Origin of the sequence: Mycobacterium sp. D16R24 (genome assembly GCF_002013385.1) — a bacterium.
Lineage (GTDB): Bacteria > Actinomycetota > Actinomycetes > Mycobacteriales > Mycobacteriaceae > Mycobacterium.
In genome coordinates, this window is sequence record NZ_MAEV01000017.1 from 123,230 (window position 1) to 136,563 (window position 13,334).

A 13,334-nucleotide genomic window follows, 5' to 3' on the forward strand; every position below is an offset into this window, starting at 1 on the left:
CCGCGGGCACCGCACGCCCAGGGCATACCGGGCGCACCTACGCGGCAAAAACCCCTGCGTGCGGCATGCGCCCGACGATCGGGCAATAATGAGCCGATGCGTTCCGTCGCCGAACACCAGCACGTCGTCGCCGGATTAATCCAGGCACCGGCACCCGTGCGGGTACCGGTCTCCGCGTCCGATCGTCTGGTCCTTGCCGCCGATGTCATCGCTCCACTCGACCTGCCGGTGTTCGACAACTCGGCGATGGATGGATATGCGGTCCATCGTGACGACCTCGCAGGAGCCTCACCCACTAACCCCGTCACACTGCCCGTCACCGAGGACATCCCCGCCGGACGCACCGACGAGCTGACACTCAAACCCGGCACCGCGCACCGCATCATGACGGGTGCACCGCTTCCCGCCGGTGCCACCGCGGTGGTGCCCGTCGAGGTCACCGATGGCGGCACCGAGACCGTGACCATCACCGAAGAACCCCGTGCCGGGCAACACATCCGATCTGCCGGTGAGGATGTGCGAGCCGGCGACACCGTGCTGTACGCGGGTTCCCTCCTCATGGCACCGGCATTGGGTCTGGCGGCGGCGCTCGGGCTCGAAGAGCTCACCGTGCGCCCTCGGCTGCGGGTGGTCATCGCCTCCACCGGCAGCGAGTTGATTCCCCCAGGCACCGATCTCAAGCCCGGACAGATCTACGAGTCCAACGCCGTCATGCTCGCCGCCGCTGTTCAGGAAGCCGGAGCCGACGCCGTGGTGGCACCGACCGTCGCCGACGACGTCGAGCAATTCCTGTCCGTGCTCGACGAATTCGGCGCGCAGGCCGATCTGCTGATCACCACGGGCGGGGTGAGCGCAGGAGCCTATGAAGTGGTCAAAGACGCACTCACCGACGCCGGGGTCCAATTCGTCTCGGTGGCTATGCAGCCCGGCAAGCCGCAGGGAGCCGGACACGTCAACGGCGTTCCGGTGCTCACGCTGCCCGGCAATCCCGTCAGCGCCCTGGTGTCGTTCGAGGTATTCATTCGCGAGCCGCTACGCGCAGCCATGGGGTTGGAGCCGGCGCGGGCACGTCACCAAGCAGTCCTGACCGACCCGATCTCCGCTCCGGCGGGTAAGCGACAGTTCCGTCGTGGTTGCTGGGATGCCGGCAACGGCACGGTGACGGCAGTCGGACCTCCCGCATCACACCATTTGCGGTGGCTGGCGGCATCGAATTGCCTGCTCGATATCCCGGAAGACGTCACCGAACTAACGGCGGGAACAACAGTCAGCGTGTGGAATCTGAGCTGATCACGGCCGCTGCTCACCACGTCCCAGTCACTGTGTCCGTCGTGCTGTCCCCAGCACATCACCCACATCACTAGGATGGTCCGGTGGCAAGACGCCCCCGCCCCGTAGGTTCAGAGCCGGATTCCGGCATCCCGCATATCGTCGAACTCTTCCGCTCGACCATCCCACCCATCCATCCGGCAGGCCTTCCGTTCATCGCCGGCGGATTGGGGCTGGCAGGCCTTGGTTTCAAGAATCGTTGGATTCGCGGTACCGGGCTAGCGCTCGCTGGCGCGTGCGCCGGATTCTTCCGGCATCCGCCACGCATCCCACCCAACCGCGCCGATGTGGTGGTGGCCGCCGCTGACGGGCAGATCTGTCTGGTCGACCGCGCGGTACCGCCGCCGGAGCTCGGGCTGCCGGCGGAACTACTCCCCCGCATCAGCATCTTTCTGTCGGTGTTCGACGTTCACGTTCAGCGGGTTCCCGTCGCCGGTGAAGCGACTGCCGTCATTCACCGCAGCGGGCAGTTCGTCTCTGCCGATCGCGCCGAGGCGAGTGTGGCCAACGAACGCAATAGCGTGCAGATCCGCACCCGCACCGGACACGATGTGGTGGTGGTGCAGATCGCTGGGCTCATCGCGCGTCGGATCATCTGTCACGCCAAGGTCGGCGACCAGCTGTCCATCGGCGACACCTACGGCTTGATCCGATTCGGTTCCCGGGTGGACACCTACCTGCCTGAGGGTTCGAAAATCCTTGTCCAGCCAGGACAACGAGCCGTCGGTGCCGAGACTGTGCTGGCCGAGCTGCCCTCATCGACAGATAACGCGTAGGCGACTCAGCCATGAGCCAAGCCGCATCCTCGAAGCGCCCCGTGCACATCCGGATCCTGCCGAGTGTGATGACGGTGCTGGCGATCTGCGGCGGCCTGTCGTCGATCAAGTTCGCGTTCGACGGAAAGCCGTACATCTCACTGACGTTGATCGCTGCCGCGGCCATCCTTGACGGTCTCGACGGCAGGATCGCCCGGCTGCTGGACGCGGCGTCGCGGATGGGTGCGGAGATCGACTCGCTCGCCGACGCGGTGAATTTCGGTGTTGCCCCCGCGGTGGTGCTGTACATCTCGATGCTGTCGGATACCCCTACGGCCTGGGTGTTTTCACTTCTCTACGCGGTGTGCATCGTGCTGCGGCTGGCCCGCTTCAACACGCTGCTCGACGACGATTCCCAGCCTGCGTTCACCAAGGAGTACTTCGTCGGGGTGCCCTCGCCCGCGGGAGCGCTGATGGTGCTCGCCCCGCTGGCGGCGTTCCTGCAGTTCGGCGACGGATGGTGGTCGTCAGTATGGGCGATATGCACATGGATGGTGTTCGTCTCCATGCTCATCGTCAGCCAGATACCCACCGCCGCCATGAAATCCGTTTCGGTGCCGCCCCGCATGGTGGTTTTACTGCTTGCGCTGGTGACGGTTGCCGCTGCCGGACTACTGCAGTACCCCTATGTGCTGCTGCTGATCCTGATCGTCGTCTACCTGGCGCACATCCCCTTCGCCTGGCGCAGTCAGCGCTGGGTGGCGGCGCGGCCCGAATCCTGGGACGCCAAACCCAAGGAGCGTCGCGACCTGCGCCGCGATCAGCGCCGAGACCAGCGACGCGCCTTCCGACAGGCCGCGCTTCCCAAACGGCGCACCGCGGAACGTCTGGGTCTGCGCCGTCCCGGCAGGCCGCGCTAGGAACGCATGAGCGACCACCCTGATGCTCTTCGCCCACGTGGCTCATCGCTGACTCTCACCGCTCGCCTCAACACAGCGGCCGTCGACTCGCGGCGCGGTGTAATCCGTTTACATCCAGAAGCTATTGCCGCCCTGGGTATCCGGGAATGGGATGCCGTGTCCCTGACCGGATCGCGAACGACAGCGGCCGTCGTCGGGGTCGCACCGCGCTCAGTTCCGGCCGGCACCGCCCTGCTCGACGACGTCACGCTGTCCAACGCGGGACTGCGCGAGGATGCCTCGGTCATCATCGCCCCCGTGACGGTCTACGGGGCGCGGTCGATCAGCGTGCGCGGTTCCTCCCTTACCACCCAGTCCGTTTCGTCCGCGACGCTTCGGCTGGCGCTACTGGGCAAGGTCATGACCGTCGGGGACACCGTCTCGCTGCTGCCCCGTGATCTGGGGCCCGGCACGTCCACATCTGAGGCGACGACGACGCTGGCCCGGTCCGTGGGCATCACCTGGACCTCCGAGCTCCTCACGGTGACGGCCGTGGATCCGGCCGGCCCGGTCAGCGTGCAACCCAATTCTCTTGTCAGCTGGCAGGGCTCCAACCCGCTAGGCCCCGCCGCGCAACCGGCGCCGGTGCGGTCCACGGAATCCGCCACCGATTCAGCCTCTCCTCCCCCGGAGCCCCCCGCGGCGATTTCCGTAGAGGACCTCAAGGGCTCCCAGGCGCAGGCCGCGCGGCTCACCGAGTGGCTCAAGCTCGCCCTCGATGAACCGGGCTTGCTGAAAGCACTTGGTGCACAGCCCAATCTGGGCGTGCTGATATCCGGACCCGGCGGTGTCGGCAAGGCAACGTTGGCTCGCGCGGTCTGCGCGCCGCGCACGCTCATCGAGCTGGACGGACCGGAGGTAGGTGCGACGACAGCCGACGGACGTCTCAACGCGATACGCGGGGCAGTGAGCCGCATTCGACAATCCGGCGGAGTCCTGTTGATCTCGGATATCGACGCACTGCTGCCTGCCACCGCCGAGCCCGTGGCCACACTCATTCTCGCCGAATTACGTTCTGCGGTAGCCACTTCCGGGGTCGCATTCATCGCGACGACCGCACATCCCGACGCTATCGACGTTCGGCTGCGCGCTCCCGAACTGTGTGACCGCGAGCTGGGTTTGAGCCTGCCGGACGCAGCCACCCGCAAGTCATTACTCGAAATCCTGTTGGCCAAGGTGCCGTCGCAGGATCTGCAGCTCGATGAGATCGCGGCACGGACACCGGGTTTTGTGGTGGCCGATCTGGCCGCACTGGTGCGCGAGGCCGCATTGCGGGCAGCGGCACGGGCCAGCGAGAAGGCCAGCGCACCGGCGCTGGATCAGGAAGACTTGGTCGGCGCGCTGTCTGTGATCCGTCCACTCTCTCGGTCCAGTACCGAGGAGGTGGCCGTCGGATCGATAACCCTCGAAGACGTCGGCGACATGGTGACCACCAAACAGGCTCTGACAGAAGCCGTTTTGTGGCCATTGCAGCATCCGGATACCTTCGAACGCCTGGGCGTGGACCCGCCCCGCGGGGTGCTGCTGTACGGACCGCCCGGCTGCGGAAAGACCTTTGTGGTGCGCGCGCTGGCCAGCTCCGGGCGGTTGTCGGTGCACGCGGTCAAGGGCGCCGAGCTGATGGACAAATGGGTCGGAGCCTCCGAGCAGGCGGTGCGCGAGCTGTTCCGGCGGGCGCGCGATTCCGCTCCTTCCCTGGTGTTCCTCGACGAGGTCGATGCCTTGGCGCCGCGACGCGGGCAGAGCTTCGACTCGGGTGTCACCGACCGCGTGGTGTCGGCCCTGCTTACCGAGCTGGACGGGGTGGAACCACTGCGTGATGTGGTCGTGCTCGGCGCGACCAACCGGCCAGAGCTCATCGACCCCGCACTGCTGCGTCCGGGCCGGATGGAACGCCTGGTATTCGTCGAACCTCCGGATGCTCAGGCCCGCAAAGACATCCTCAAGACGGCCGCACGGGCGGTCCCGCTGGACGCCGACGTAGATCTGGACGCCCTCGCTGCCGAGCTCGACGGCTTCTCGGCAGCCGACTGTGCGGCGTTGTTGCGCGAGGCCGCGATGGCGGCGATGCGACGATCCATCGACGCCGCCGATGTCACCGTCGCCGATGTCGAGACCGCGCGGGCCACGGTGCGCCCGTCGCTGGATCCCGTGCAGGTGGCATCCCTGCGCGCGTTTGCTGACAACCGCTGAAAAGGGTTGCGTCGCGCCAATCATCGACTGCCCCGTAAACTAGGCACCACGACACCCCGCCCAACAACCGATAGACGGGAGTGCCTTTGCTTGCCATTCTGCTTGCCCACGCACTTGCGGCCGCGATGGCGCCGCTACTTGTGGCGCGCGCTGGCCGACTGGCGTTCTATCCCCTTGCCCTGGTCCCCTTAGGTTCGCTGATCTGGGTACTAGCAAGATGGCCGGGCGAGGGCGCGGACGTCCGCGTGGACATTCCGTGGGTGCCCGAGCTAGCGATGGACATCGCACTGCGCTTCGACTCGCTGGCCGCGATCATGAGTGTGCTGGTGCTCGGCATCGGGTCGATGGTGCTGTTCTATTGCGCGAGCTACTTCCGGCACCGCGACGGTCACACCGAACCGCGGCTGCCAAGCTTCGCTGCCGAGCTGGTGGCATTCTCTGGCGCCATGTTCGGGCTGGTGGTCAGTGACAATCTGCTGCTGCTCTACATCTTCTGGGAACTGACGACCGTGCTGTCGTTCCTCTTGGTTGGCCATTACGCGGAACGGCTCGCGAGTCGCCGTGCGGCGGTGCAGGCACTGCTGGTGACCACCGCGGGTGGGCTCGCCATGCTGGTCGGGGTCATCGTGCTCGGTCATGTCGGCGGAAGCTTCCTGCTATCCGACCTCATCGCGCGCCCACCGTCGGGTATGGCCGCCAGCGTCGGTCTCGTGCTGGTGCTGATCGGTGCGCTGAGCAAGTCCGCCATTGTGCCCTTGCATTTTTGGCTTCCCGGCGCCATGGCCGCGCCGACCCCGGTCAGTGCCTACCTGCACGCCGCGGCCATGGTGAAGGCCGGCATCTACCTGTTGGCCCGCATGTCGCCGGGGTTCGCCGAGGCGACGCCGTGGCGGCCCATCGTGCTGGTGTTGGGCATCGCCACGATGATCCTGGCGGGCTGGCGGGCCCTGCGCGAGTACGACCTCAAGCTGATCCTGGCCTTCGGCACGGTAAGCCAACTGGGATTCCTGGTGGTGCTCACCGGAACCGGCGATCCCGACATCCTCCTGGCCGGGCTGGTCATGCTCTGCGCACACGCGCTGTTCAAGGCCGCGCTGTTCATGGTGGCGGGAATCATCGACCACACCGTCGGCACCCGCGATATCCGCAAGCTGGCCTGGCTCGGAAACCGCGAACCATCGCTACTCGTGATCGCCATGGTCGCCGCGGCGAGCATGGCGGGGGTACCGCTGACCCTAGGATTTGTCGGCAAGGAGATGGCCTTCGCGACGGTGCTGCACAGCCAGGTCCTCGGTTCGGCCGCGCCCTGGGTGCTGGCGGGGATCGTCATCGGTTCGATGTTCACCATCACCTACAGCATGCGGTTCATGTGGGGAGCTTTCGCGCGCAAGGGTTTACCCGAACCCAGTGCCCGGGTGCAGGGTATGCACGCTCCGGCTCCCGCCTTCCTGGTGGCGCCCGCGCTGCTGTCCGTGGCAAGCCTCGCTGTCGGCATACTGCCCGACTGGCTCAACTGGGCACTGGGCAGCTACGCCGAACCTGTTAACGCGCATATCGCGATCTGGGAGGGCTTCGGAGTACCTCTTCTGCTCACCGCGCTCGCCTTCGCGGTCGGTATTTTCGCGTTCTTCTCCCGCGGCCGCCTGCGCAGGGCACGGCTAGCCGTCAATCCGCTGGGCAATGCCGACCGCGGCTACGATGCAGTGCTGCGCGGGGCCGATGTGCTGTCTCAGCGGCTGACCGCACTGACTCAGCGCGGGTCTATCCCGTTCACCCAGGCCACCATTCTGGTGACCCTGGTCATGCTGCCGACGATCGTGCTGGCCCTCGGAGCCCGCGATCAACCACACCTGAAACTGTGGGATTCCCCGCTGCAAGGTGTCGTCGGGCTACTGATGCTTGCGGCCGCCATCGGTGCGACCGTGATGCGTAACCGCCTGGCAGCGGTGCTCCTGGTGGGCATCACCGGCTACGGGACGGGCGTCATCTTCGCGCTGCACGGCGCGCCGGATCTGGCGCTGACGCAGTTCCTCGTCGAAACCCTGACCCTGGTGATCTTCGTATTGGTACTACGGGCCCTTCCTGCTGAATCGGATGTTGAGCAGGCCAACAGATTCCGGCTACCCCGTGCCCTGCTCGCCATCGCGGTCGGATGCACGGTTACCGCTCTCGGGGTATATGCGATGGCGGCACGACGCGATCGCCCGATCGCCGACTTGCTCCCCGAGGCGGCGTATCAGCGGGGCCACGGCGCCAACACAGTGAACGTCCTACTGGTGGATATCCGCGCCTGGGACACCCTGGGCGAGATCTCCGTACTGCTGGTTGCCGCGACGGGTGTTGCCTCGTTGATGTTCCGGCACCGGCGTTTTGGCAGAGCTCCCCGAGTGGGGGACGCGGCAGGCCAACCGGATGTCGTGGTGGCATCGGGACTCTGGTTGCGTGGCAGCGAGCTGCGCGATCCCAAGCACCGGTCATTGGTCCTCGAAGTGGCGACGCGGCTGATTTTCCCGCTCGTCATGGTGCTGTCCTTCTACTTCTTCTTCGCCGGGCACAACGTTCCCGGCGGAGGATTCGCCGGCGGGCTGACAGCCGGTTTGGCACTCGTACTGCGTTATCTCGCCGGTGGCCGTTACGAGCTGGGCGAGACCCTGCCCTTCGATGCCGGCAAGATCCTAGGGTTCGGACTGGCCTTCTCCGGGGGGACCGCCCTCGCTTCGATTCTGCTAGGTGCACCGGTGTTGTCCTCGGCCACAATCCAATTCGACATGCTCGGGTTTGGACACGTCAAGATCGTGACCGCTCTGTTCTTCGATCTTGGCGTCTACCTGGTAGTGGTCGGCCTAGTGCTCGATGTGCTGCGCAGTCTGGGCGCGCGTCTGGATGTCGAGCTCGAGGAGTCTCCGCGCGCCCGGGGAGGGGTGCGTGCATCATGACCAATCTGGGACTGCTCATCATTATCGGCGCCCTCACCGCATGCGGCGTGTACCTGATGTTAGAACGCAACCTCACCCGCATGGTGTTGGGTCTGCTACTTGTCGGCAACGCCGTGAACCTGCTGATCCTTACGGTGGGTGGCCAATCCGGCAATCCACCGATCATCGGACGCCAGTCCGCCGACCGAACCACCGTGGCAGATCCACTGGCCCAGGGCATGATCCTGACAGCGATCGTCATCACCATGGGGGTTGCCGCTTTCACCCTCGCCCTGATCTATCGCATGTTCACCCTGGAAGCCGATGATGTCGTGGACGACGACGCCGAGGATGCGCGCGTCGCCCAGGAACCGCCGGAGCCCGTCACCGACGACCGGGACGAACACAGGGAGACGTCAGGCCCTGCGGATGAGGACTCCCCTGCCGAGCTCGACGCGCTGCCGGTGGGTGAGAAGTCATGAGTGCCATGGCCGTTCTCACACCGCTCCCGGTCCTCATCCCGACGGCGGCGGCCGCGTTAACTCTAATCGCGGGCCGTCGCCCGCGATTACAGCTGTTGATCACCGTCACCGCATTGACCACGGTGCTCGGCGTCTGCGCGGCGCTGCTATACCTCGCCGATCGCGACGGCACTTTCGCGTTGGCCGTAGGCGGCTGGGGACCCACCGAGGAGAAACTGGGACCTCTCGGGATAACCCTTGTCGTAGATCGTCTCTCGGGCCTAATGCTGGTGGTCTCGGCCATCGTGCTGCTGGCGGTCGTGCTGTACGCGGCGGCTCAAGGTATCCGTGACGGCGACGAGCGCCAGCCGGTGTCCATCTTCATGCCCACGTACCTGGCGCTGTCGGCCGGCGTATGCAACGCCTTCCTGGCCGGCGACTTGTTCAACCTGTACGTCGGTTTTGAGGTGCTGCTGGCCGCCAGCTTCGTGCTCTTGACCATCGGGGCCAGTGCCGACCGGGTGCGTGCGGGCATCTCGTACGTGATGGTCTCGATGATGTCCTCGGTGGTCTTCCTATTGGGTATCGCCTTCGTGTATGCGGCGACCGGCACCTTGAACATGGCCGAAATCGCCGTCCGCGCAGACGGCATCCCCTCGGGTACCCGGATGGCGATCTTCGCGGTGCTGCTGGTGGGCTTCGCCATCAAGGCGGCCGTCTTCCCGCTATCGACCTGGCTACCCGACTCCTACCCCACCGCGCCCGCACCTGTGACGGCAGTCTTCGCTGGCCTGCTCACCAAAGTGGGCGTGTACGCCATCATTCGCGCACATTCCCTGTTGTTCCCCGGCGGTGTGCTGAACACGGTGCTGCTGGTGGCCGCTCTCCTCACCATGATCGTCGGCATCCTGGGTGCCATCGCGCAGAGCGATATCAAACGACTGCTGTCTTTCACCCTGGTCAGCCATATCGGGTACATGATCTTCGGCATCGCGCTATCCAACGAGCTCGGTATGTCCGGCGCTATTTTCTATGTGGCACACCACATCATCGTGCAGACGACGTTGTTCCTCGTAGTGGGACTCATCGAACGTCAGGCCGGGGCATCATCGCTGAATCGTCTGGGTGGGCTCGCCGCGGCGAGCCCAGTGCTGGCCTTCGCATTCGTCGTCCCCGCGTTGAACCTGGCCGGCATCCCACCGTTCTCGGGTTTCATCGGCAAGGTCGCACTCCTGGAGGCGGGGTCGCTGCAGGGCTCGGTGCTGGCGTGGACCCTCGTGGCCGGGGGCACGATCACGAGTCTGCTGACCCTGTATGCGGTGGCCCGCGTCTGGACCAAGGCATTCTGGCGACCGCGCGCCGATGCACCAGAGGGCGACCTTGCTGCCGCGTCACCGTCCGCGCTTCTTGACGACAGTGAAGAGATTGCCTTCGTGGACCGCGCCGACGTGGGCCGGATGCCGGCCGGAATGCTGGCGCCCACATTGGGATTGATCGCAGTCGGGGTGGCACTGACCATCTTCGCCGGACCCATCATTGGGATCAGCGAGCGGGCCGCGGCCGAGGTCCGTGACCGCACGGTCTACATCAGCGCCGTCCTCGGGGGTGGCCCGCGATGAAAACCCTGGCGATGTACGGCCCCCTCGAAATCATCTTGCGGGCTTGGATTTTGGTATGGCTGGTGCTGGTCTGGACAATGTTATGGGGCAATTTCTCTGTCGCCAACACCATTACCGGATTACTGGTGGCTCTGGTCATCACGGTTCTGCTACCGATGCCGCGCCTGCCGGTCGAGGGCCGTCTGCATGTGGTGTCGATGATCCGGCTTGCGTTCACCGTCGCGTACTACATGGTGCTGTCGAGTCTGCAGGTGGCGTGGCTGGCGATCAGACCGGGCCTGCCGCCGTTGAGTGCCGTACTGCGAGCCCAGCTTTCGGTGAAATCAGATCTGGTGATGGCGCTGCTACTCAACACGCTGACGATCATCCCCGGATCGGTGGTCCTGGAGATAGACCAAGAACGCCGACTGGCGTATGTGCACGTGCTGGATGTGGGTTCACCGAAGGCCGTGGCGAGCTTTTACTCCCAGTTACGGCAACTGGAAAAACTTTTCATCGCGGCCTTTGAACGCGATGCTGACTGGCACCCCGAGGACAACACCGTCGACGAGTCCGAGACGAGGGAGGGGTTATGAGCCTGGTATGGCATATCACCGCGGTGCTGCTCATCGCCGCGGCCACCGTCACGATGTACCGGCTGCTCGCCGGACCCAACACCTTGGATCGACTCGTCGCCGTAGACACCTTGGTGGCCGTCACCATGTGCGCACTGGCCGCATGGGCTGCGTACAGCTTGGATTCCACTGTGCTGTATGGAATGGTCGCGCTGTCCTTGATCAGCTTCCTCGGTTCGGTGAGCGTGACGCGATTCCGTGTGCCCGACACCGCGATCGACCCCCGCGACGAGAGGAGGCAGCCGCAATGAACACTTTTCTCGATGGAATCTCCGGTGCGCTGGTGTTGTGCGGCTCAGTACTGGCCCTGACCGCGGCGATCGGCGTGGTGCGATTTCCCGACACCTTGGCCCGCATGCATGCCGCGTCCAAGCCGCAGGTGCTGGGACTGCTACTGGTCCTGGCCGGTACCGCGCTGCGGCTTCGCGGGCACGCCGATGTCAGCATGATCGTGCTCGGCGGGCTGTTCACCATCATCACCGCCCCGGTAGTCGCACACCGGGTGGCACGGCTCGCGTATCACGAGCGCAGCGTCCGCGACGATCTGATGACGACAGACGAACTGGAGCGTTAGCTCCAACTCGCCTGCCGGGTGTTTCCACCCTCGTAGAAGCCATCGGCCACCGAGGCCGCCAGCTCCATGAACGCCAGCCGGGTCTTCTTGCCCATCAGATCCAACGAGATCTCCGACCCCTCCGACAGATGGTTGTCGAACGGGACGATGTGCACCGCCCTGGCCCGCGTCAGGAAATGTCGGCTCAGCTGTTCCAGGTCGATCGAGGAAGCACCCGGTCGCGACGAGCTGATAGCCACCACAGATTGCCGCACCAGGTGCGAGTACCCGTGGTGATCAAGCCAATCCAGGGTGGCGAGGGCGCTGCGCGCGCCGTCGATGGCCGGTGACGTCACCAGGACGATGGCATTGGCCTCCCCCAGCACGCCCGCCATCGCCGAGTGCATTAGTCCGGTGCCGCAGTCGGTCAGGATGATGTTGTAGAACCGCTGCAGGATCCGCATCACCGCGAGGTAGTCGGCTTCGGAGAACAACTCGGATGCCGCAGGATCACGTTCGGAGGCCAGTACCTCTAACCGGCTCGCGCTCTGCGAGGTGTGCCTGCGTACATCGGAGTATCGGTGAATATCCGGATCACGCAACAGATCTCGTGCAGTTGAACGTGTCTCATCCGGACCGCGTTGAGCAAGCGTCCCGAAGTCCGGGTTCGCATCGACGGCGATCACACGATCGCCACGCATTGAGGCGAAAGTGGCACCCAACGAGAACGTAGTGGTGGTCTTACCCACGCCACCCTTCAAGGACAACACGGCGATCCGGTAGTCCCCTCGGACAGGAAGGTTGATTCGGTCGATTAGCTCGCTGCGATGCGATTCATCCGAAGACTCTCCGGGGTTGATCGCGCCACCCGAGAGCCGGTGAACGGCCTTGCGCCACCCGCTCCTCGGCAGCGGCTTGACCGACCTGATGAGACCAAGCTGGTCGTGGCTGGGCCCCTGCGGTCGTGCTGGCTGCGGCGGCTGCGGCGCCGACCGATACACAGGTGCTTCAGGACGCGCAGCGGTGAACGGAGTCTGACCCGGAACAAAGGGCGCCCGTGGTGGTGCGGCCGGCGCGCTCCAGTCCGCTCGGGGGAACGCCGCGAGCGGGGGTGGTGCGGCCGCGGGCGGGGGCGCAAGCGGCGGCTGTGCTGCCCACGACGCCGCGGGTGGCATTGGTGCGGGTGGTGTTTGGGGCGCCTGTCCACCCCACGGCGTCATGCCGTCCGGAATCATCGAGGACACGTCGTCGGGCCGGGTCTGCGGTTCCGGCGCCGGGGCTACGGGTGCGGGCGGGGGCACCTGCGGCTGTGCAGTGGGCGCCTCCACCCTCGGCTCCTCGTCCCTGGTCACCTCTTCTTCCTCCCGGACCGGAGGCTGTTCGACCGGAGGCGGCGCGGCGTGCGGCTCGGGCACCACCGCGGAGGCGGGCCATGCCGGTAGCTGGCTTGCCCGCTCGGGCGCGGGAGGGGGTGCGGCAGGTGCGTAGGGTTCCACCGGGGCCGCGGGCCCCGGTGGCTGGGCAGGGGGCGCCGGCGGGACATGGTAGTTCTGCGGCGGCGGCCCGTAGTAGTTCTGTGGCGGCTGCTGAGCCGGCGCACCGTACCCCTGCGGTGGAGCCTGGGGCGCCGGATTCTGGTACTGCGGCATGCCGTAAGCGCTCAGCGGGTCTGGTTCCCAGATCGGATTCATCGGACGCTGATGGTTCCGCTGGCGCCGTGAGAGCTTGGGGGCCTTCGGCAGCGCGGGCGGCGGCTTGAGCGTCGGTTGCGGAAAGTAGTCGGCGCTCGGCGGCACGAATTCCTGGTTCGGGCTCTTGGATCGACGGAACGGATTGCCCTTGGTCTCTCCACCCCCCAGTCCATCGGCAATGGGCTCACGCCATGGGCCGCTCGGTGGCGGCGAATCGGGTGCGTTGTCGTTTGAATCAGCCATGT

The 13,334-nt window shown here is 65.7% G+C and carries 11 protein-coding genes; 10 read left to right on the forward strand and 1 reads right to left on the reverse strand.

The genetic code is table 11. The features are described from left to right. Positions 1-96: 96 nt before the first annotated feature. The 10 genes from glp to mnhG all read left to right on the forward strand — a co-directional run bounded on the left by glp (position 97) and on the right by mnhG (position 11,419). Positions 97-1,290 carry a gephyrin-like molybdotransferase Glp gene (glp, locus tag B4383_RS16000; protein WP_078291841.1) on the forward strand — a complete coding sequence of 398 codons (1,194 nt, stop codon included), beginning with the start codon at positions 97-99 and terminating at the stop codon, positions 1,288-1,290. Between the two features lie 83 nt (positions 1,291-1,373). After that, positions 1,374-2,105 carry a phosphatidylserine decarboxylase gene (locus tag B4383_RS16005; protein WP_078291843.1) on the forward strand — a complete coding sequence of 244 codons (732 nt, stop codon included), beginning with the start codon at positions 1,374-1,376 and terminating at the stop codon, positions 2,103-2,105. An 11-nt stretch (positions 2,106-2,116) separates the two neighbouring features. Further along, positions 2,117-3,004: a CDP-diacylglycerol--serine O-phosphatidyltransferase gene (pssA, locus tag B4383_RS16010; RefSeq protein ID WP_078291845.1), complete on the forward strand. Its 888-nt coding sequence runs from the start codon at positions 2,117-2,119 to the stop codon at positions 3,002-3,004. A gap of 6 nt (positions 3,005-3,010) precedes the next feature. Then, on the forward strand, positions 3,011-5,236 hold the full coding sequence (locus B4383_RS16015) for an AAA family ATPase (RefSeq protein WP_078291847.1): 2,226 nt from the start codon (positions 3,011-3,013) through the stop codon (positions 5,234-5,236). Between the two features lie 86 nt (positions 5,237-5,322). Next, positions 5,323-8,172 carry a Na+/H+ antiporter subunit A gene (locus B4383_RS16020; RefSeq protein WP_078291929.1) on the forward strand — a complete coding sequence of 950 codons (2,850 nt, stop codon included), beginning with the start codon at positions 5,323-5,325 and terminating at the stop codon, positions 8,170-8,172. Then, on the forward strand, positions 8,169-8,633 hold the full coding sequence (locus B4383_RS16025; protein WP_078291849.1) for a Na(+)/H(+) antiporter subunit C: 465 nt from the start codon (positions 8,169-8,171) through the stop codon (positions 8,631-8,633). Before B4383_RS16020 ends, B4383_RS16025 begins: the two co-directional genes overlap by 4 nt. A 5-nt stretch (positions 8,634-8,638) precedes the next feature. Beyond that, the gene (locus tag B4383_RS16030; RefSeq protein WP_078291931.1) at positions 8,639-10,231 is read left to right on the forward strand and encodes a Na+/H+ antiporter subunit D; all 1,593 of its coding nucleotides are present in this window, start codon (positions 8,639-8,641) and stop codon (positions 10,229-10,231) included. Then, positions 10,228-10,806: a Na+/H+ antiporter subunit E gene (locus B4383_RS16035; protein WP_078291851.1), complete on the forward strand. Its 579-nt coding sequence runs from the start codon at positions 10,228-10,230 to the stop codon at positions 10,804-10,806. The genes B4383_RS16030 and B4383_RS16035 overlap by 4 nt, the downstream gene beginning before the upstream one ends. Further along, positions 10,803-11,096 (forward strand): monovalent cation/H+ antiporter complex subunit F, encoded by a 294-nt coding sequence (locus B4383_RS16040; RefSeq protein WP_078291855.1) that lies wholly within the window; start codon positions 10,803-10,805, stop codon positions 11,094-11,096. Before B4383_RS16035 ends, B4383_RS16040 begins: the two co-directional genes overlap by 4 nt. Continuing rightward, entirely contained in the window at positions 11,093-11,419 is a 327-nt protein-coding gene (gene mnhG, locus B4383_RS16045) for a monovalent cation/H(+) antiporter subunit G (RefSeq protein ID WP_078291857.1), read from the forward strand. Before B4383_RS16040 ends, mnhG begins: the two co-directional genes overlap by 4 nt. On the opposite strand, the gene B4383_RS16050 is transcribed toward mnhG, so the two are convergent. Continuing rightward, the gene (locus B4383_RS16050; protein ID WP_078291859.1) at positions 11,416-13,332 is read right to left on the reverse strand and encodes an AAA family ATPase; all 1,917 of its coding nucleotides are present in this window, start codon (positions 13,330-13,332) and stop codon (positions 11,416-11,418) included. The two genes, mnhG and B4383_RS16050, sit on opposite strands and share 4 nt — an antisense overlap. Positions 13,333-13,334: the final 2 nt, after the last annotated feature.

Excerpts from the sequence above, each read along its gene's own strand:
- mnhG (WP_078291857.1), top strand. The coding sequence starts at position 11,093 with ATGAACACTTTTCTCGATGGAATCTCCGGTGCGCTGGTGTTGTGCGGC.
- glp (WP_078291841.1), top strand. The coding sequence starts at position 97 with ATGCGTTCCGTCGCCGAACACCAGCACGTCGTCGCCGGATTAATCCAG.
- B4383_RS16050 (WP_078291859.1), bottom strand. The coding sequence starts at position 13,332 with ATGGCTGATTCAAACGACAACGCACCCGATTCGCCGCCACCGAGCGGC.
- B4383_RS16040 (WP_078291855.1), top strand. The coding sequence starts at position 10,803 with ATGAGCCTGGTATGGCATATCACCGCGGTGCTGCTCATCGCCGCGGCC.
- pssA (WP_078291845.1), top strand. The coding sequence starts at position 2,117 with ATGAGCCAAGCCGCATCCTCGAAGCGCCCCGTGCACATCCGGATCCTG.
- B4383_RS16035 (WP_078291851.1), top strand. The coding sequence starts at position 10,228 with ATGAAAACCCTGGCGATGTACGGCCCCCTCGAAATCATCTTGCGGGCT.
- B4383_RS16025 (WP_078291849.1), top strand. The coding sequence starts at position 8,169 with ATGACCAATCTGGGACTGCTCATCATTATCGGCGCCCTCACCGCATGC.
- B4383_RS16030 (WP_078291931.1), top strand. The coding sequence starts at position 8,639 with ATGGCCGTTCTCACACCGCTCCCGGTCCTCATCCCGACGGCGGCGGCC.
- B4383_RS16015 (WP_078291847.1), top strand. The coding sequence starts at position 3,011 with ATGAGCGACCACCCTGATGCTCTTCGCCCACGTGGCTCATCGCTGACT.